Genomic DNA, 17035 nt, shown 5'->3' with positions numbered 1-17035 from the left:
CGGCATCGACCTGCGGCGGTACCGCGGCAACGACCGCGACTACTGGCGCTGGGACAGGTACCGCAACCGCTGCGACCGGCACTCGGGCTGGGACCTGGGCCGCTACCGCCACGGGCGCTACAGCCTGTACTCCTACGGTTGGGACTGCTGCCGCCACTGACCCAACAGCACATCCACCTTCCATGAAGCCGCGTCGCCCGCCGTCGAAATTCCGCCGACGGCGGGCGACGCGTATTTGCCCGGAAAGAAAGAAGACGGGCCCCGAGCCCGCCGCTGCCATCGGGAACTCCGAACTCCAGCCCGGGTCAGTCGCCGGACAGCCTGTAGACCGTCAAAACCTCACCGTCGACCGCAACGCGCGAATCCGCCCGACCCGCCCGCAGACGCGGGATCGCATGGCTGACCACACGCAACTCCGCCTCACTCAGAACAGCCGAAGCCGCCTGCACCATTTCCAGCAGCGCCTGCTCCGGCACACCCCGATGCCCGTTCCCGGACAGCAAAATCACCGGTTCACCCGTACTGCCACGAACGACAGCAGTCACCGAGGCACCCTGCACAACGAGCATCCGCCGCCCCTCTCCCCGGCATTGACAACCAACCCGCCGATCCTGACACGCCCACACAAAAACCCCGGTACTCCCCCATACCTCTGGGCGTGTTGGCACGCATCAACCCAGAAAAACCCGCGAAAACCCGGACACGCCCCTGGAGCGCGCCTCAGCTTGACGTCACGACGCACCGACACTCTTCGCGATGCGCCGCGACGGCAACCCGGCCCACCAGGCACCCGACTTGGCCCTCACACGGCGTTCAACGGGACAGACGCGGAGCAGCAAGCAGGTGAACAACCCGCAGGCGCACGCCTGGCCGGGACCGCGAATCACTCATGCGGCACCACCCTGGACACTCAGGGGCCGCGCCCGCCACCACCACACGGCCAGAGCAGCGGACACGGCAGGCCGGCAGCACCCGAGAGGCTCGGCGATCTCATCCGCCGCCGCTGGGGCGGACGTTGCATCTTCCGGTTGAAGAAGGGGCTCGTTCCTCTGTCGAGTCCGTGTCACCCCAGGGCGACCGCCCCCCAGTCCCCTGCCGAGTCCAGTTCCCCCCAGTCCCCTGCCGAGTCCAGTTCCTTCTGCAACTGGATCGCCTGGGTGATGCTCCCGCCGAGCGTCTTGCGGATGATGGGATCGGTGATCCCCCACGCATCCATCGCCTCCTGCACGGACAGCGCCGACGCCACCACCACGTCCTTCTCCACCGTCTGCGGCCCGCGCTGCTCCGGGATCAGACCGCTCTCCACCAGCATCCGGCGGTGATCAAGATTGAGGACCGTCGCCCAGGTCGTCAGCTGCGAAGGAAGCGGCAACGTCTTGCCGTCCAACGTCCGACTGATCGTCGTCAAACTCAAACCGGTCACGGCCGCCAACTGCGCCCGACCGCCCTGCCGCCGCCGCACGTCATACCCGGCCGCGGTCGCCACCGCCGTCAAAAACGCACCGACCCGACGCGCCTGCGCCTGCCGCCTTGCCCGACTCCCGTGGGGGGGATCTTCCATACTCCGCATGCCCGGAGAGTAGCGCGCCGACCCCGAAGGGTAGCGCACATGCCAACTACTGCCCCCCAGTTGCACACCTGCACCTTCGCAGGTCACAGCCCTAGATCCACAAACACACAGGCCACATCACCAACACCGAACTCCTGTGCGCATCAAAATACCCTTGCGTCACTCCAAGCCGACAACTTGCATACGTTGCGTGCGCGTGGGCCAACCGCACAAACGCATTCCCAGAGGGGGTCCCAGACCATGCTCCGCCTACACATGACCACACTCCTGGTCAAAGCCAGAGAACACGGCGACGACACCGTCGCCGCCATGGCCGAACGCACCGGCATCAGCAGATCCACCCTCCACCGACTCGCCGCCGGCACCAAACAGCCGCCGGCACCAAACAACCCAGCCTCACCACCCTCTGGACCCTCCACCACGCCTACAACATCCAACTCGACACCCTCGTCTACAACGACCCACACACCCCTTGAAAGCGCCCACCAAGCCTGACTCCAGCCCTACCGGCGCTGCAGTACGCACCGGCACCCGCCCTATCCCGGCAACACTGCGGCCCCAGCAGGACTTCGGCTCGGCAGGACCCCGGCTCCGCCTCAGCCCCTACCAGTTGCGCTGAGGCCACAAGTCGGCACCGCCTCAAGGACCAGCGGGCCGGGCCGAGTTTGCTGCACGGCGGGCCCGCTGCCTGTCGGTGATGCAGATGCCGCTCGGAGCGGACCTGGGGACAGACCGGTCCCGTGCACGCTGACGTGGGGGAAGTGGACGACGGGCGCGAGCAGTTGACCCTGCCTCGACGTCGGAAAAGCTGAAGAGGCGTTGACTTCCCTACTGGCATTAGGTTTTCTTATCTACATGAGGGAAGACCGGAGGCTTCGACGGCGCAACGAGACCGTGCAGGAGATCCTCGACACGGCGATCGAAGTCATGGCGGAGGACGGCGTGGCCGGGCTGAGCATGGCCGAGGTCGCCCGGCGGGTGGGAGTGCGTCCACCCTCGCTCTACCAGTACTTCCCATCGAAGATGGCCATCTACGACGCCCTGTTCGAGCGCGGAGTACGTGAATCGGCCGATGTCCTGGAGCCCTACAGTGCCCGGCTCGCCGAGGATCCGCGGGCTGTCATCGTGGCGGGTCAACAGGCCAGCGTCGCTTGGGCAATGGCCAATCCGGTGTTGGCGCAGCTGCTGTACTGGCGGCCCGTACCCAATTTCGAACCAACCCCCCAGGCCTACGAACCCTCGGTGCGTCTGTTGGAAGTCCTGCGATCAGCTCTCCAGGCCGCCGTGCACGCCGGGCAGTTGGCCGCCGAAGCCGCCGACGACGAAGGCGTGGCGCTCTACACGGCGCTGGTCTCCGGCGTGATCAGCCAGCAGCTCGCCAATGAACCATCCGCACAGGTCGAAGAAGGCCGCTTCGCCCGACTCACGGGCATGGCAGTGGACATGTTCTTCCGCTACTACGCCCCAAGGGAGGGCGAGTGAGATGACTCAGACCTTTGTCGATGCCGCAGGTCTGGCGCAGATCGACCGCGACCGTTCGGCCGTGATCGCTGAGGCCGAGGGCCGGGCTGCTCTGCAAGTGCTCGAGAAGCTCGGCGACGACGACTGGGAGCGTCCCACCGACTGTGTGGAATGGGATGTGCGCACCCTGGTCTCCCATCTTGTCGCGCAGTGCGAGGACAACATCAGCCTGCGCACGATGCTGCGCCGGGAGATCGCGGGAAGGCGACGTCACCGCAGCAAGGGCCCCATCGATGCCCACATGGCGGCACAGGTCGAAGACCACACCGGGGCATCGGGCCCTGGCCTGGTCGCCGAGTTCGCTGAGCTGTGGCCCCGGGCCGTGCAAGCCCGTCGGAGCCGTCCCGGGCTCATGCGGCGTGCCAATCTCGACATCGGCATGCCCTCGGCCCCGCGGGTGTCCGTCGGCCACCTGCTCGACACCATCTACAACCGCGACCTATGGATGCACCGCATCGATCTGGCAAGGGCGACGGGACAGACCATCACCATCGGCGATCACGACGGGCAGATCGTCGAACGGGCCATCCGCGATCTGGCCTGACCTGGTCCGAGGCACCTATCGCTCTCGAACTCACCGGACCTGCAGGCGGCACCTGGCTGATCGGCTCCGGCGAGCCGAAGGCGGTCATACGCGCTGACACGCTGCACTACATGCGCGCCCTGGCCGGTCGTGACACCGACGTGGCACTGGAACTGGTCTCCGGAGCCGAGTCCGCCCTCGCGGCTGCCCGCAGGGCCAGAATCGTCTTCTGAGCTCCGTGGGCGTGCCTTCCCGTTGGTCCGCAAGGTCACGGAGTCATCCGAAGGGACAACTCGTTCGGACGCCGGCAGAACGCTGACCGTCGGACTGCGGACGCTTCACCGCAGCCCGACGGGCACCCGTAAAACCCGGCTGGGGTCTCCACCGACGCGGGCCGACCATGGCGGCCGGTGAGCGAGTTGCTCCTTGTTTGGCGACCGCAGCTACGATCAGGCGGTGTTGCGCTCGACGCAGGGTGTCGGCCCGTATCTCGAGTTCCTCCGCACGCCCGACGTGAAGACCGTGCCGGACCGCGTCCATCTTGACCTGCTGCCTTACCCCGGTGACGACAAGGCAGCCGAGGTTGCCCGGCTGCGGGGCCTCGGTGCCGGCGGCATCGACCTCGGCCAGGGCGACGTCCCGTGGACGGTCCTCGCCGACCCGGAGGGCCACGAGTTCTGCGTCCTCGCCCCGTCCTGACACAGTGCTCCGGCGCCACCCCGGCAGGTGAGCCTTGCGTTCTCATGTGCCGTGGCGCCGGGTGGGTTGGGCTGCGGTGTCAGGAGTCCGGGTGTCACACGCAGCGTCGGGAATGTCACCGAGTGTGCGGGGTTCGTAGGGATGCGCCGCTGTGGCCGTCCCTCACCGGCGGTGCTGCTGGTTCCTGGGCGCTCCAGCTGGCGAGCAGCTTCCAGGCGTCCCGGGAGGCCTGGTCCTCGGCCGGGAGGTACAGGAACAGTGTCTGGTCGGTCTCGCCGAGCGCGGTGAAGGCCTGGTAGTCGATGACAAGGTCGCCGACGACAGGGTGGTGCAGGCGCTTGTGGCCGTGGGTGCGGTCGAAGACCTGGTGGTCGGCCCACCAGCGGCGGAAGTGCTCGCTCTTCATCGCCAGCTCGCCCACCAGCTCGGCGGTTCGGGTGTCGTCGGGGTGACGGCCGGCATCCAGCCGCAGAATGGCGGTCATCTCGGTGGCGACCTGTTCCCAGTCCGAATACAGGGCGCGGGCCTCCTCATCCAGCAGGATCCAGCGGGTGAGGTTGCGTTCACGCGCGGGCATGGCGTCGAAGTCGGTCATGAGCGCGCGGGCCAGGTGGTTGGTGGCCAGTACGTCCGTACGGCGGCCGAGGATGAAGCCGGCTTGGTCGGTGAAGGAGTCCAGAAAACGCCGTACCCCCGGCCGGATGCGCTGCACGGTCGGTGCCGAACGGCGGGCTCGGCCTGGATTGGGCCCGACGAGGTCGAACAGGTGGGCGCGTTCGGCGGTATCCAACCGCAGCGCTGCGGCCACTGACTCGAGCACAGCGGCTGACGGGCTGATCTGCCGTCCCTGCTCCAGGCGCGTGTAGTAGTCGGTGCTGACCCCGGCCAGCTGGGCGACCTCTTCGCGGCGGAGCCCCGGGACCCGCCGATAGGCCCCGCGCTCGGGCAGTCCGGCCGATTCGGGGGTGATACGTGCGCGGGAACGGCACAGAAATTCGCTGAGCTCGACGTTGCGGGCCATACCTCCATTCTCCCTCGCGGCTGTGCTCGGTCGACCGGGGAAGGGGGGTCGCTGAGTCCTACGCAGCGGCTTCCCTGGCAGTTCAGGGCCGGGAAGCGGCCCGTGCGCTGCCGGAGTCGCGTGTTGTCCTGGATCGCGGGGCCCACCGGAGGGACCGGCCCAATTTCCCGTCCCTCACTACTGCTCATCCGCAGATGGCATACCGACCGAAGAAAGTGAGTGCCAATATGACCAGGATCCTGATGGTGATGTCGGGCGTCGACTACTGGACGCTGGCCGACGGCAGCAAGCACCCCAGCGGCTACTGGGCCGAGGAGTTCGTGGTTCCGCACCGCATCCTCACTCAGGCCGGGTTCACCGTCGACGTCGCCGCCCCGGAGGGCGGCAAGCCGGCAGCCGACCCTGTGAGCCTGCGGCCCGAGGTCGCCGGCACCGAGGCGGAGGCCTTTGCCGACTACATCGGCGCGGCAGCCGAAGCCCTCGCCAACCCCGTCGCGCTGTCCGCCGTCGACACTGCCGACTACGACGCGATCTTCCTCCCCGGTGGGCACGGGCCCATGGAGGACCTGGCTCACGACCCCGATCTCGGGCGCCTGCTCGTGGAAGCCGACACCGCAGGGAAGATCATCGCCCCGGTGTGCCACGGGCCGGCCGCGCTGCTGTCGGCGAATCTGCCGGGCGGACGCTGGCAGTTCGCCGGACGCACCCTGACCGTGTTCACCAATGAGGAAGAGCGGCTCAACGGCACCTCCGACCGGGCTCCATGGCTGGTCGAGACCGTGCTCACGGCGCGTGGGGCGGTCGTCCGTTCCGCGGAAGAGGCGTGGCAGGCGAACGTCGTCGTCGACGGCAATCTGTTTTCCGGCCAGAACCCCGCCTCCAGCAAGCCGCTGGCCGAGCGAATCGTCGCCGCACTCACCGGCCGCTGATCCGCTTCGCTTCATCCCCGCTTGTGGCACGTGGGGCCCGGCGTGGCCGCGCTTCGCTGCAGGCGGGGACAGTTGGCGTTGTGACCCGGTCATTCGCGCCGTCCGACCATCAACAACCTGGCGAAGACTGGCCGATCACTCAGACCACGAGTTCGTGGGGCGGTGGCCGGTCATTGGCAACGGAGGGGCGGGCGGGACGCGGTGTGTGGTGGCTGCGTAGGCTCGGATACCGCCACTGGTGACATCGCTTCCCGTGTCGAACGGCCTCAGGAGCCCGCGAGTCAAGAAGGATTCGGATCGTGGCAAACCCTGACCGCCGTCGTGCCTCCCTGATGCACGGCCGACCCCGGAGCAGTGCGGCAACGGGGGTCGGGACCAGCTGTCCCTGCGACCACGAGGAGCGCACACCCGTGAGCGACACCCCCACGACCGTCTGGCCTCTGGACGATGCGCGACCCGGCGAGGTCGTCGTGATCGCTCGTTGGAGTCCGAGTGCCGGCAGGAGCGAGACGATCGCAGTGTTGCTGCCCGAACTGATTCAGCAATCTCGAGCCGAGCCCGGCTGCCTCGGCTACCAGGCGTACCGCCCGGACGGCGCCGACAACGGCGACTTCGTGCTCGTCGAGCGTTACGCCGACCAGTCCGCGCTGGACGCGCACCGCAACAGCGTCCACTTCCGCACCCTCGTCCTGGAGCGCATCGTGCCGCTGCTCGCGGACCGCCATGCGGTCGTCACAACGGTGCAGTAGTTGACACGCAGCTCGCAATGGCACGGGTACGCACCGACTCCGGCAGGCACTTCCCCGGCAGCTGCACCAACGAGCAACCGGACCGGGACGTACATGATCAACTGCTTCTGTCGAAACCCCTAAATGATGTTGAGGCAGTCGAGGAACGGTGTCGCGGCGGATGCGTCCCCTGTGATGCTGCAGTAGTCGCGCCAGGGTTTCCGGGTCGTGGCCCATGCAATGAAGTCGAGGGCCGTGCTGCGGACTTGGGTGGTGGCGTCGGCGCCGGGTGTCACGGTCAACTGCCCAGTGGGCCCGTTCGCGGGGAGGATGGTGACGGTCGTGGCGCCCGGCCCGGTCAGGTCGAGGACGATCGGCCGGTTCACAGTGACGGTGAGTTCGGGTCCCTGCATCTGCGGCAGGCCGGCGAGCATGAATTCGACGGCGGGGGCGACTTGGTCGTCAGCCGGTTCCGGGAGGGTGAAGGGGAGGGGGCCGTCCGGGGCGAGCATGTCGTTGCGCAGGTGACAGAAGACGTTGAACGCCATGGTGTTCGCCAGGAGATGGCGTGGATACGTTCCGAGTCCGGGTACCTCGACGGGCTCACCGGCCCCGGGCGGCTCCTGGGCCGCTTCCAGGAGGTCCAGTTGACGGGGGCTGCTGCGCCGCCATTCGTCGAGGACGTCTTCATGGCTCCAGCCGCGGCGTTCGTCCACGCGCACGTCGTGGTAGCGCTCGCGGTTCTTCGGCAGCGAGGGATCGGGCGGTGGCGGGTCCACCGCCTCGGAGGCGAGGGCCGCGAGGTGGGCCACCACATCGATGATCCGCCAGCCGTCGCACGCGGACGGCAGTTCCCATTGCACGTCGTCCACCTGGGGCACGATCTCGGCCAGCTGCGCCGTGCTCGAACGCGCGGCGGCGATGCCGGCGCCGGTCATCGTTCCTCCTTCGCCTCGCTCGAAGGACGGCCGGGTCAGGTCGCAACCTGGCGGGACACACGGTAGGTCGCGGCAACGTCCGCGCGACCGAGTCCGTCGTCGGCCGCACGGTCGAGGCGTTCGCGCACGACTTCCGCGATGCCCAGGTGCAGGCCGGCGGCGCGTGCGGTGTCAGTGATCAAGCCGGCGTCCTTCTCCGCCGCTTCGAGAGGGAAGGACGGGGTGTCGAGGTCGTCGTCGAGCATCCTCGGGCCCTTGCTCTGGACGTACGGGCTGTCGAGACCACTGCCGTCGATGACGTCGATGACCAGGTGAGGGTCAACCCCCAGGGTGCCGGCCAGGGTGAGGGACTCGGCGATGCCCTCGACGGTGGTCAGGACCCAGGCGTTGTAGGCGAGTTTGAGGCTGCTCGGCTGACCGACATCGTCGAGCCATACGGTGCGCGAACCCACCGCTTCCAGCACCGGTCGCACCCGTTCCCGTGCGTCCTGCTGGGGCGAGGCGGCCAGGATGGTCAGGGTGCCGGCCACGGCCGGTTCCTTGGTGCCGAGGAGGGGAGCCTCGACGTACGGGACGTTCAGGCGGCTCGCCTGCTCCGCGAGACGGCGACCCCCGTCCGGGGACACCGTGCATGTCTGCACCCACATCGGGTGGCCGCCCAGGCCGTCACGGGCCTGGTCCATCACTTCGGCGACCACCTTCTCGTTCGCGAGCGCCGTCAGCACGACGTCGGCGCCGCGGCATGCCTCGGCCGGCGTGTCGCACACCGTGGCGCCGGCGCCGGCCAGCGGTTCGGCGCGGGCACGATTGCGGTTCCAGGCGCGCACCCCGAGCCCCGCCGCCGCGATGTTGCGTGCCATGGCCTCTCCCATGGTGCCCGTGCCGAGCACCGCGACCATGGGCCGCTTCTGCCCTGACGACGTCTTCCGGTGCTTTCCGCTCATCGTCGCGTCTCCATGCGCTCGGCGGGCCTGCGTGCCGCAATGTCCGGCGCGCAGGCCATTGGTGTCGAATGCCTCCCAGCTACCGGGTTCAGGTGTCCTGGCCGATCCAGACGGTCTTGGCGTTCATGAACTCCCGCATGCCGAGGTCGGACAGCTCGCGTCCGTATCCGCTGCGTTTGACGCCACCGAAGGGGATCTCGGGGAAGCTGGTCGTGTTGCCGTTGATGAAGGCCATGCCGGACTGCACGTCGCGGACGAACATCTCCCGCTCGGCCTCGTCCTCGCTCCACAGATTCGAACCAAGACCGTAGGGATGCCCGTTGGCCTCCCGCAGGGCCTCTTCGAGCGAGTCGACCGTCCAGACCTGCGCCACGGGTCCGAAGACCTCCTCGTGGTACATGTTCATCTCAGGTGTGATGCCGGTCAGCACGGTGGGCGGGTAGAACCAGCCCGGCCCGTCCGGGCGTTCACCGCCCAACAGAACCCTCGCGCCTTTCGCGACGGCGTCCTCCACGTAGGCCTCGACATCCCGGCGGCCGGACTCCGTGGCCAGCGGTCCCACGTCGGTGCCCTCGTCCATCGGGTCGCCCACGACCAACGCACCCATCTTCGCCACGAACATGTCGATGAACGCGTCGCTGATGTCCCGGTGCACGAAGAACCGTTTGCCGTTGATGCAGGACTGGCCGTTGTTCAGACACCGCGCCGTGACCGCGACATCGGTGGCCCGTTCCAGATCCGTGGAGGGCATGACGATGAACGGGTCGGAACCGCCGAGTTCGAGCACCACCTTCTTGATCTCGTCACCGGCGATGGTCGCCACCGACCGCCCCGCCGGCTCACTGCCGGTCAGTGTCGCGGCCGCCACCCGCGGATCGCGCAACACCTGCTCCACCCTGCGCGCGGAGATCAGCAGGGTCTGGAACACATCGTCCGGGAAGCCCGCCTCACGGAACAGCTCCTCCAGGTAGAGAGCGCACTGCGGCACGTTCGAGGCGTGCTTGAGCAGCCCCACGTTCCCCGCCGTCAAAGCGGGCGCGGCGAACCGCATGGCCTGCCACAGGGGAAGGTTCCACGGCATCACCGCGAGCACCACACCGATCGGCTGATACGTGACGAACGTCTGCTTGGCGCCCACCCGGCCTGCGTCCGCCTCCAGGTCCCGCAGATACGCGGGGCCCTCGGCGGCGTAGAAACGCAGCCCATGGACGCACTTGACCACTTCCTGCTCCGCCGCACGGAACGTCTTGCCCATCTCCGAGGTGATCATCCGGCCGACGCTCTCGATCTCCTTCTCAAGACGGTCGGCCGCGTGATGGAGCCACTCCGCCCGCTCCTCGACACTCGTCAGCCGGTACGAGGCGGCCGCTGCCGCCGCCCTGGCGAGCTTGTCCTCCAGCTCCTCAGGAGTCAGCTCGTCGAAGCTCCGGAGGACCTCACCTGTCACAGGACTCGTCGTTGCGATAGCCATAAATCCACCGTATGGCCGCACCACAAAACCGGCAATTAACCCATTTGTACCATCGTCCGAGCCGCAGGGCTGCCTGCAGGACACCAGGCCGATGCCCAGCTCGAGGCAGGGCGCGAAGGCACCACACGGTCGGCACCGCGCTGATCCGATCGGCTGCACGGCATGGACCCGCCGGATGCGTGTCGGGTCGGCTGCCTCGCTGAGTCCGAGCCGGCGCGCCTTCCCCTCGCCGACCAGCTCGGCTATGACTGCGATGGTGTCCCCGATGGGCACGTCCGGGTCGAAACGATGGGCAGTACGGGCCGACGTGGTCGGTGCCCGGTCGCTTCAAGGAGCGTTCGATGTGCTCGCGGCTGTACTCGGGGCGGCCGTCCATGGCCGGGGCCGGGGCGGCGGGCCCGCATTGTCAGCTGGGCGACAGGCCGACGAGCCGCTCGGCCCGCACCGAATTCTTCGGCGTCCTTCGTGCGACCAGCGCCTCGGTGCAGCGTCGTGGCCGCCACCGATTCGCATGATCGCAGGACGTGGCGCAGGATCCGCAGGATACAAGGGGGGTCTCACAGGGCCCCGGATCCTTCGTGCTGTGCGGCATACGCTGCCGTTATGAGCGATTCGCACGACGACAACCGGCTGGGCAAGTACCTGCGCGCGCGTCGCGAGCTGGTGAGCCCGGAGCAAGCGGGAATCCCCGCCGGCGCCAACCGGCGCGTGCCCGGCCTGCGCCGCGAGGAAGTGGCGATGTTGGCGGGGATCAGCGCGGACTACTACCTTCGGCTCGAGCGCGGACGCGACAAGAATCCCTCCACTCAGGTGCTCGAGGCGATCGGCCGAGTCCTGGGGCTCGACGAGGTGGAGCAGAGCTATCTGCTGGGCATGATCGCGCCGCGTGTGCGGACCCGCAGACGTCACCGACCGGAGCGCGTCCCGGCTCGCCTGCATCAGCTTCTGGCCACGATCGGACTGCCGGCCTTCGTCGAGGGCCGCGCTTTCGACGTGCTCGCCTCCAACGACCTGGCAGTGGCGTTCTCGCCGCGTCTCCGGCCGGGCGAGAACCGGCTGCGCTCGCTCATGCTCGACCCCGAGGAGCAGGCGTTTCACCGAGACTGGACGACTGCGGCGGCAGACTTCATCTCCGCTTTCCGCCGACAAATAGGCGAAGACGTCGACGATCCCCGCTTCATCGAATTGGTCGGAGAGCTCGCTCTCTCAAGCGAGCGGTTCCGCGCACTGTGGGCGCGCCATGACGTGCGCGAGCTTGAGGGCGGCACTGCCCGCGTCAGCCATCCGGTCGTCGGCGAGATGGATCTGCACCGCGACAAGTTCGCAGTGGAGAACGTGATCCTGGTCGTCTACTACGCCGATCACGGCAGCGACAGCGAGCAGAAGCTGCGGCTGCTCGCCTCGTATGCGGCCGACGGCAGAGGGGGTCCTGCCACTCCCCGTCCCAGCGGGGCTCTCCCCCGGTCCGACGAGGCCTCGCAGGATTGAGAGGTCCACTTGGAAAGGGATCTCATGAACATCACCTCACGCACCGTTCTCGTCGTCGGCGGCACCTCGGGCATCGGCCGTGAACTCGCCAGGCGATTCGCCGCCGCGGGGAGCACCGTCATCGTCGGTGGCCGCAATCCGGAAGTCCTCGCCCAGCTCGCTGCCGAAGGATTCGGCACCACCGAGCTCGACGTCACGGACGACGGCTCCGTCAGCCGGGCGCGAGACGCTGTGCTTGCCCAGCACCCCGACCTCGACACCGTCGTGGCCATGTCGGGTGTCATGCTGCTGGAGGATCTGCGCGACCCGGCACACTTCGAAGCCGCGCAGGCAACCATCAACACCAACCTCGTCGGCACCATCCGGGTGGTGGATGCCTTTACCCCGCATCTGATCGAGCGTGGCACCGGCACGATCATCACCGTCACCTCGGGCATCGCCTTCCTGCCGTTCCCCCCGATGCCGACCTACGCCGCCTCGAAGGCCGGCGTACACGCCTACTCGGAGGCGCTGCGCGCACAGCTGGACGGCACTGGTGTCGAGGTCGTCGAACTCGTGCCGCCGGCGGTGGCCACAGCCGGACAGGATCAGGTGAATCCGCACGCGCTGCCGCTCGACGCCTTCGCCACCGAGGTCATGCAGCTCCTGGCTCAGGACCCCACCCCGAACGAAATACTCGTCGAGCGGGTGAAGATGCATCGCTGGGCGGAGCGCGACGGCAGCTACGCCGAGCTGGTCGCACAGCGCTCCCAGGCGCTCGCGATGCTGCCCCGAGACTGAGACCACCACCTGGAGCACGCCGCGCACGCCTATGGCGGACAGTGGCTTCGGGGGTTGGCAAGCCCTGGTCGGAAGTTGGCCCTCGGTGTGCGCAGGGGGGAGGGCTCCCGGCCAAACGCGGTGGGGCGGGGAGGCCGTCGCCTCCCCGCCCCACCGCGACCGCCGCTTCTCACACGGGGGTGGGCTGTCCGGCCGCCTCCCGGCCCTCGTTCGACGCGGCTGAACCTGGGTCCGTCGCGCTCAGCGAGCGCAGTATGCGCTCCACGCTCTCCTTGGCGTCGCCGAAGAGCATGCGGCTGTTCTCGCGGAAGAACAGCGGGTTCTGTACACCCGCGTAGCCCGAGGACATGGACCGCTTGAACACGATGACGTTCTCGGCCTCCCACACCCGCAGCACAGGCATCCCCGCGATGGGGCTGGACGGATCCTCCTCCGCCGCCGGGTTGACGGTGTCGTTGGCGCCGATGACCAGCACCACCGTGGTGCCGCCGAAGTCGTCGTTGATCTCATCCATCTCCAGCACGACGTCGTACGGCACTCTGGCCTCGGCCAGCAGCACGTTCATGTGCCCCGGGAGCCGCCCGGCCACCGGGTGAACGCCGAACCGTACCTGCACCCCGCGCCGGCGCAGCGCCTGCGTCAGCTCCGCCACCGGGTGCTGGGCCTGGGCCACCGCCATGCCGTAGCCGGGGGTGATGATCACGGAGGTGGCGTTCTCCAGCAGCTCCGCGGTCTCCTCGGCGGTGGTCTCGCGGTGCTCGCCCTGCTCGGTCTCGCCGCCCGACGGCGCCTCGACGCCGAAACCACCGGCGATCACCGAGATGAACGAACGATTCATCGCCTTGCACATGATGTACGACAAATAGGCGCCGGAGGAACCGACGAGCGCACCCGTGACGATGAGCAGGTTGTTGTTGAGCAGGAAGCCCGCTGCCGCTGCCGCCCAGCCCGAGTAGCTGTTGAGCATCGAGACGACCACCGGCATGTCCCCGCCGCCGATGGAGACCACCAGGTGCCAGCCGAGTGTCAGCGCCAGGGCTGTCACGGCGATCATCAGGCCGAGGCTCGGGGCCACTGTGAACCAGATCGTCAGGCCCACGAAGGCCGTCAGAGCACCGAGGTTGAGCGCGTTCTTGGCCGGCAGCGCCAACGGGCGGGACTTGATCCGCCCAGACAGCTTCAGGAAGGCGACGATGGAGCCGGTGAAGGTGACCGCGCCGATGAAGATGCCGATGAACACCTCGGCATGGTGGATGCCCAGCAGGTCCTGGGTCACAGCGGTCTGCGCGGCGCCGTGTGCCTCGACCTCGTAGTAGCTGTTCCAGCCGACGAGGACGGCGGCCAGACCGACCAGGCTGTGCAGTACCGCGATGAGCTCGGGCATCTGCGTCATCTCCACCTTGCGGGCCCGCCACAGGCCCACGGCGCCGCCGATGACGGTGGCGACCACGATCAGCAGGACGGCGGTGGCCGACACGTCCTGCGACGCGGCCACCACGGTGGCCACGAGCGCCAGCGCCATGCCGGCCATGCCGTAGGCCACTCCGGCGCGCGAGGTACGGTGCTGGGAGAGTCCGGCCAGGCTGAAGATGAACAGCAGCGCGGCAACGATGTCAGCGGCCTGGGCCGCCGTGGTCGAGTTCATCGATCATCAGCCTTTCGAGAACATGCCGAGCATGCGGCGGGTGACGGCGAATCCACCGAAGATGTTCACGGTGGTGAGCATGATCGCCACGAACGACAGCACGCTGACGGCCGGTCCCGCGTGGCCGATCTGCAGCAGCGTCCCGACCACGACGATCCCCGAGATGGCGTTGGTGACCGACATCAGAGGTGTGTGCAAGGCGTGGTGGACCTTGCCGATCACGTAGTAGCCGATGACCACGGCCAGCGCGAACACCGTGAAGTTGCCGACCAGTTGGGCTGGGGAGAAGGCAATGAGGAGGAACATCGCGAGCATGCCGAGACCGATCAGGCCGTAGCGGACAGGCGGCGACAGGCGCGCCTCCTTGATCTGCGGAGACGCTGCCGGCGGCGCCGGGATCCGCCGGGCCGGCGCCGCCGACACCTCGACGGGCGGCGGGGGCCAGGTCTTCTCTCCCTCGCGTACCACCGTCACCGACCGCTGCACGACGTCGTCGAAGTCCAGCGTCAGGCGCCCGTCTTTACCGGGCGTCAGCAGCCTGAGCAGATTGACCAGATTGGTCCCGTACAACTGCGAAGCCTGCGCGGGCAGTCGGCCGGCGAGATCGGTGTACCCGATGATCGTCACGTCGTTGTCCGTGACGATCGCCTTCCCGCTGACGGTGCCCTCGACGTTGCCTCCCTGCGCGGCGGCCATGTCGACGATGACACTGCCGGGCTTCATGGATGCCACGTCAGCCGCGGTGATCAGCCTCGGAGCCGGGCGGCCGGGGATCAACGCGGTGGTGATGATGATGTCGACGTCTCTGGCCTGCTCGCTGTAGATCTCGGCGGCTCGCCGGTCATAGGCCTCGGAGGTCGCCTTGGCGTAGCCGTCGGAACTCGCCTCCTGCTCCACCTCCACGGCGAGGAACTCCCCGCCCATGGAACGTACCTGCTCTGCGACCTCGGCCCGCGGGTCGGTGGCCCGGACCACCGCGCCGAGGCTGCCCGCCGCACCGATCGCGGCCAGACCCGCCACGCCCGCCCCGGCGACGAGCACCTTGGCCGGCGGCACTTTGCCGGCCGCGGTGACCTGACCGGTGAAGAAGCGTCCGAAGACGTGGGCCGCCTCGATCACCGCCCGGTATCCGGCGATGTTGGCCATGGAGCTGAGCGCGTCCATCGACTGGGCACGGGATATACGCGGTACGGCGTCCATGGACAGGACCGTGATCGACCGTTCGGCAAGCTCGTCGACGAGGCCGGGGTTGTGGGCGGGGGCGATCAGGCCGATGAGTACCGCTCCGTCGCGCAGCTTCTGGATCTCCTCGTGCGAGGGGGCGTTGACCTTCAGGACCACGTCCGCCTGCCAGGCGTCGCCGACGCGCGCGCCCGCCTCGTTGTAGGCGTCGTCGGAGAAGCCCGAGGCCGCCCCGGCGCCCGGCTCCACGACGACCTCGTAGCCGAGGGACAGGAGCCTGCGGACACTGTCCGGTGTGGCCGCCACACGGGTCTCCCCGGCGGTGGCCTCGGTGACGACACCGACCTGCTGTGGGGGTGAATCCAACATCACTCTCCTGTTCCACTACGTGTTCCTGGGGCTGAAGGCACACTCCTACCCGACCACCGGCCCGCTCGCCACCCCATTGCTCGGTGAGCGGACGGGGCTGGAGGCTCGTCAGAAGTGCCTTCCCTGAAGATGTAACGCAGGGCGGAGGCGTCTCGTTGCCGCCACTGCCCGGCATGCGGGCTGGTGATGTGCCGCTTCACGCCGTCGGCCGGCATCGGACATCGCCAAGCTCCCGGCATGTTCGATTCGCCCGACTTCGATCTGGCGCCCTACGGCGATGTCGACATGGCACAGTACGTACGGCGCAGCTACTGCAGTTGGAACGACTCCGACTGGAGCTCGTTGCTTGTGCAGTGCTTCGCGCACGCGCGCCAGGTCGAGGACCTGCACCTGCCCGGCACCTCCGACCTGCATCTCGTGCTCTGCACTGCCGGGCAGGCCGACATGCAGGTCAGCTCCGAAGGGACGTCGTCGAAGAGACGCTGGACGGCCGGTCGGCTGGAACTCATGGTGCCGGGTCGTTCGACCATGCGCAGCTACGCAGCGACATCCGCCCTGTCCACCGTCCAGGTGCGCATCCCGGGCGCTGTCAACGAGCGGACAGCGGCTCAACTGGGTGAGCGACAGCCGGACTTCGAGGCCATATCGGCCGGGCTGGGCACGGGTGACCCGATGCTGGAACACCTCGTACAGTCGCTGTCGGCCCATCGGGAGGCGGGTGACCTCTACGCCGAGTCGGCTGCCGCGTTCCTCGCGGTACACCTGCTGTCTCAGGGGCGGGATCCGCGTGTACCGGACGGTGAGCACACCGCTGTCCGCAATGCCACAGCCATCATGCAGGACCGTCTGGCCGAGCCGCTCACTCTCGCCGACATCGCGGCCGAGGTGCACTTGAGCGTCTACCACTTCGTACGCGTCTTCCGGAACTCCACCGGTGAGACGCCACATCGGTATCTCACCCGGCTACGCATCGAGTTGGCACAACGACTGCTGTCGGAGACCACCCTCACCATTGAGCAGATCGCCGAGCGGTGTGGCTTCGCCGGCCCCGGCCCCTTGTCGTCGGCGTTCCTGCGCCACGTCGGCGTCCGGCCGTCGGTCTACCGACCGCGACCGCAAGCACCGCAAGATTTGAAGGCTTCCCCGTCTGAAGGCGGGGGATTCCCGCCCGGCCTTGTGGCCGGGCGCCCCTTGCGGGGCGCCTTCGGGCGTGTGTGGGAATTCCAG

Annotated in this window: 14 protein-coding genes and 3 pseudogenes; 8 read left to right on the top strand and 9 right to left on the bottom strand. The window is 68.1% G+C overall.

The features are described from left to right. Positions 1-305: 305 nt before the first annotated feature. Positions 306-569 (bottom strand): hypothetical protein, encoded by a 264-nt coding sequence (locus ADL25_RS49545; RefSeq protein ID WP_115977088.1) that lies wholly within the window; start codon positions 567-569, stop codon positions 306-308. A gap of 494 nt (positions 570-1063) precedes the next feature. Beyond that, complete coding sequence (locus ADL25_RS51740; protein ID WP_267889306.1) at positions 1064-1408, bottom strand: hypothetical protein; 345 nt, start codon at positions 1406-1408, stop codon at positions 1064-1066. A 1056-nt stretch (positions 1409-2464) separates the two neighbouring features. Between ADL25_RS51740 and ADL25_RS43460 the strand changes: the two genes are divergently transcribed. The 3 genes and pseudogenes from ADL25_RS43460 to ADL25_RS43450 form a co-directional block, all read left to right on the top strand. After that, complete coding sequence (locus tag ADL25_RS43460; protein WP_059133495.1) at positions 2465-3052, top strand: TetR/AcrR family transcriptional regulator; 588 nt, start codon at positions 2465-2467, stop codon at positions 3050-3052. Between the two features lies 1 nt (position 3053). After that, entirely contained in the window at positions 3054-3635 is a 582-nt protein-coding gene (locus ADL25_RS43455) for a maleylpyruvate isomerase family mycothiol-dependent enzyme (protein WP_059133494.1), read from the top strand. Between the two features lie 426 nt (positions 3636-4061). Next, positions 4062-4313: pseudogene (locus ADL25_RS43450) on the top strand (VOC family protein); the annotation flags it as partial. A gap of 115 nt (positions 4314-4428) precedes the next feature. Here ADL25_RS43450 and ADL25_RS43445 read toward each other — a convergent pair. Continuing rightward, positions 4429-5334, bottom strand: coding sequence for a helix-turn-helix transcriptional regulator (locus tag ADL25_RS43445; protein ID WP_059133493.1), 906 nt, complete (start codon positions 5332-5334; stop codon positions 4429-4431). A 227-nt stretch (positions 5335-5561) separates the two neighbouring features. Here ADL25_RS43445 and ADL25_RS43440 point away from each other — a divergent pair, with 227 nt between their 5' ends. After that, positions 5562-6263: a type 1 glutamine amidotransferase domain-containing protein gene (locus ADL25_RS43440; RefSeq protein WP_059133492.1), complete on the top strand. Its 702-nt coding sequence runs from the start codon at positions 5562-5564 to the stop codon at positions 6261-6263. A 410-nt stretch (positions 6264-6673) separates the two neighbouring features. Next, entirely contained in the window at positions 6674-7012 is a 339-nt protein-coding gene (locus ADL25_RS43435) for a putative quinol monooxygenase (RefSeq protein WP_199839312.1), read from the top strand. 119 nt (positions 7013-7131) lie between these two features. Here ADL25_RS43435 and ADL25_RS43430 read toward each other — a convergent pair whose 3' ends face one another. The 4 genes and pseudogenes from ADL25_RS43430 to ADL25_RS52545 form a co-directional block, all read right to left on the bottom strand. Then, the gene (locus ADL25_RS43430) at positions 7132-7929 is read right to left on the bottom strand and encodes a maleylpyruvate isomerase family mycothiol-dependent enzyme (RefSeq protein ID WP_059133491.1); all 798 of its coding nucleotides are present in this window, start codon (positions 7927-7929) and stop codon (positions 7132-7134) included. A gap of 35 nt (positions 7930-7964) precedes the next feature. After that, on the bottom strand, positions 7965-8873 hold the full coding sequence (locus tag ADL25_RS43425; protein ID WP_059133490.1) for an NAD(P)-dependent oxidoreductase: 909 nt from the start codon (positions 8871-8873) through the stop codon (positions 7965-7967). Between the two features lie 88 nt (positions 8874-8961). Continuing rightward, positions 8962-10344 carry an NADP-dependent succinic semialdehyde dehydrogenase gene (locus ADL25_RS43420; protein WP_059133489.1) on the bottom strand — a complete coding sequence of 461 codons (1383 nt, stop codon included), beginning with the start codon at positions 10342-10344 and terminating at the stop codon, positions 8962-8964. A gap of 159 nt (positions 10345-10503) precedes the next feature. Continuing rightward, a pseudogene (locus tag ADL25_RS52545) lies at positions 10504-10626 on the bottom strand (aldo/keto reductase); the annotation flags it as partial. Positions 10627-10947: 321 nt separating this feature from the next. Between ADL25_RS52545 and ADL25_RS43415 the strand changes: the two are divergent. Further along, a complete protein-coding gene (locus ADL25_RS43415) occupies positions 10948-11832 on the top strand; it encodes a helix-turn-helix domain-containing protein (RefSeq protein WP_059133488.1) in 885 nt (294 codons plus the stop codon). Between the two features lie 24 nt (positions 11833-11856). Continuing rightward, positions 11857-12612: an SDR family oxidoreductase gene (locus ADL25_RS43410; protein WP_059133487.1), complete on the top strand. Its 756-nt coding sequence runs from the start codon at positions 11857-11859 to the stop codon at positions 12610-12612. Between the two features lie 169 nt (positions 12613-12781). Here ADL25_RS43410 and pntB read toward each other — a convergent pair whose 3' ends face one another. Further along, the gene (pntB, locus tag ADL25_RS43405; protein ID WP_059133486.1) at positions 12782-14257 is read right to left on the bottom strand and encodes a Re/Si-specific NAD(P)(+) transhydrogenase subunit beta; all 1476 of its coding nucleotides are present in this window, start codon (positions 14255-14257) and stop codon (positions 12782-12784) included. Between the two features lie 6 nt (positions 14258-14263). Further along, entirely contained in the window at positions 14264-15808 is a 1545-nt protein-coding gene (locus tag ADL25_RS43400; RefSeq protein WP_059133485.1) for a Re/Si-specific NAD(P)(+) transhydrogenase subunit alpha, read from the bottom strand. A 186-nt stretch (positions 15809-15994) separates the two neighbouring features. On the opposite strand from ADL25_RS43400, the pseudogene ADL25_RS47580 reads away from it, so the two are divergent. After that, positions 15995-16903: pseudogene (locus ADL25_RS47580) on the top strand (helix-turn-helix domain-containing protein); the annotation flags it as partial. Positions 16904-17035: the final 132 nt, after the last annotated feature.

Origin of the sequence: Streptomyces sp. NRRL F-5122 (assembly GCF_001507435.1) — a bacterium.
GTDB classification, from domain to species: Bacteria; Actinomycetota; Actinomycetes; order Streptomycetales; family Streptomycetaceae; genus Streptomyces; species Streptomyces lannensis.
This window is presented reverse-complemented; position numbering and strand designations above follow the sequence as displayed.

Coding starts and splice junctions, on each gene's coding strand:
- ADL25_RS49545 (WP_115977088.1), bottom strand. CDS start 569: ATGCTCGTTGTGCAGGGTGCCTCGGTGACTGCTGTCGTTCGTGGCAGT.
- ADL25_RS43455 (WP_059133494.1), top strand. CDS start 3,054: ATGACTCAGACCTTTGTCGATGCCGCAGGTCTGGCGCAGATCGACCGC.
- ADL25_RS43445 (WP_059133493.1), bottom strand. CDS start 5,334: ATGGCCCGCAACGTCGAGCTCAGCGAATTTCTGTGCCGTTCCCGCGCA.
- ADL25_RS43440 (WP_059133492.1), top strand. CDS start 5,562: ATGACCAGGATCCTGATGGTGATGTCGGGCGTCGACTACTGGACGCTG.
- ADL25_RS43430 (WP_059133491.1), bottom strand. CDS start 7,929: ATGACCGGCGCCGGCATCGCCGCCGCGCGTTCGAGCACGGCGCAGCTG.
- ADL25_RS43425 (WP_059133490.1), bottom strand. CDS start 8,873: ATGAGCGGAAAGCACCGGAAGACGTCGTCAGGGCAGAAGCGGCCCATG.
- ADL25_RS43420 (WP_059133489.1), bottom strand. CDS start 10,344: ATGGCTATCGCAACGACGAGTCCTGTGACAGGTGAGGTCCTCCGGAGC.
- ADL25_RS43415 (WP_059133488.1), top strand. CDS start 10,948: ATGAGCGATTCGCACGACGACAACCGGCTGGGCAAGTACCTGCGCGCG.
- ADL25_RS43410 (WP_059133487.1), top strand. CDS start 11,857: ATGAACATCACCTCACGCACCGTTCTCGTCGTCGGCGGCACCTCGGGC.
- pntB (WP_059133486.1), bottom strand. CDS start 14,257: ATGAACTCGACCACGGCGGCCCAGGCCGCTGACATCGTTGCCGCGCTG.
- ADL25_RS43400 (WP_059133485.1), bottom strand. CDS start 15,808: ATGTTGGATTCACCCCCACAGCAGGTCGGTGTCGTCACCGAGGCCACC.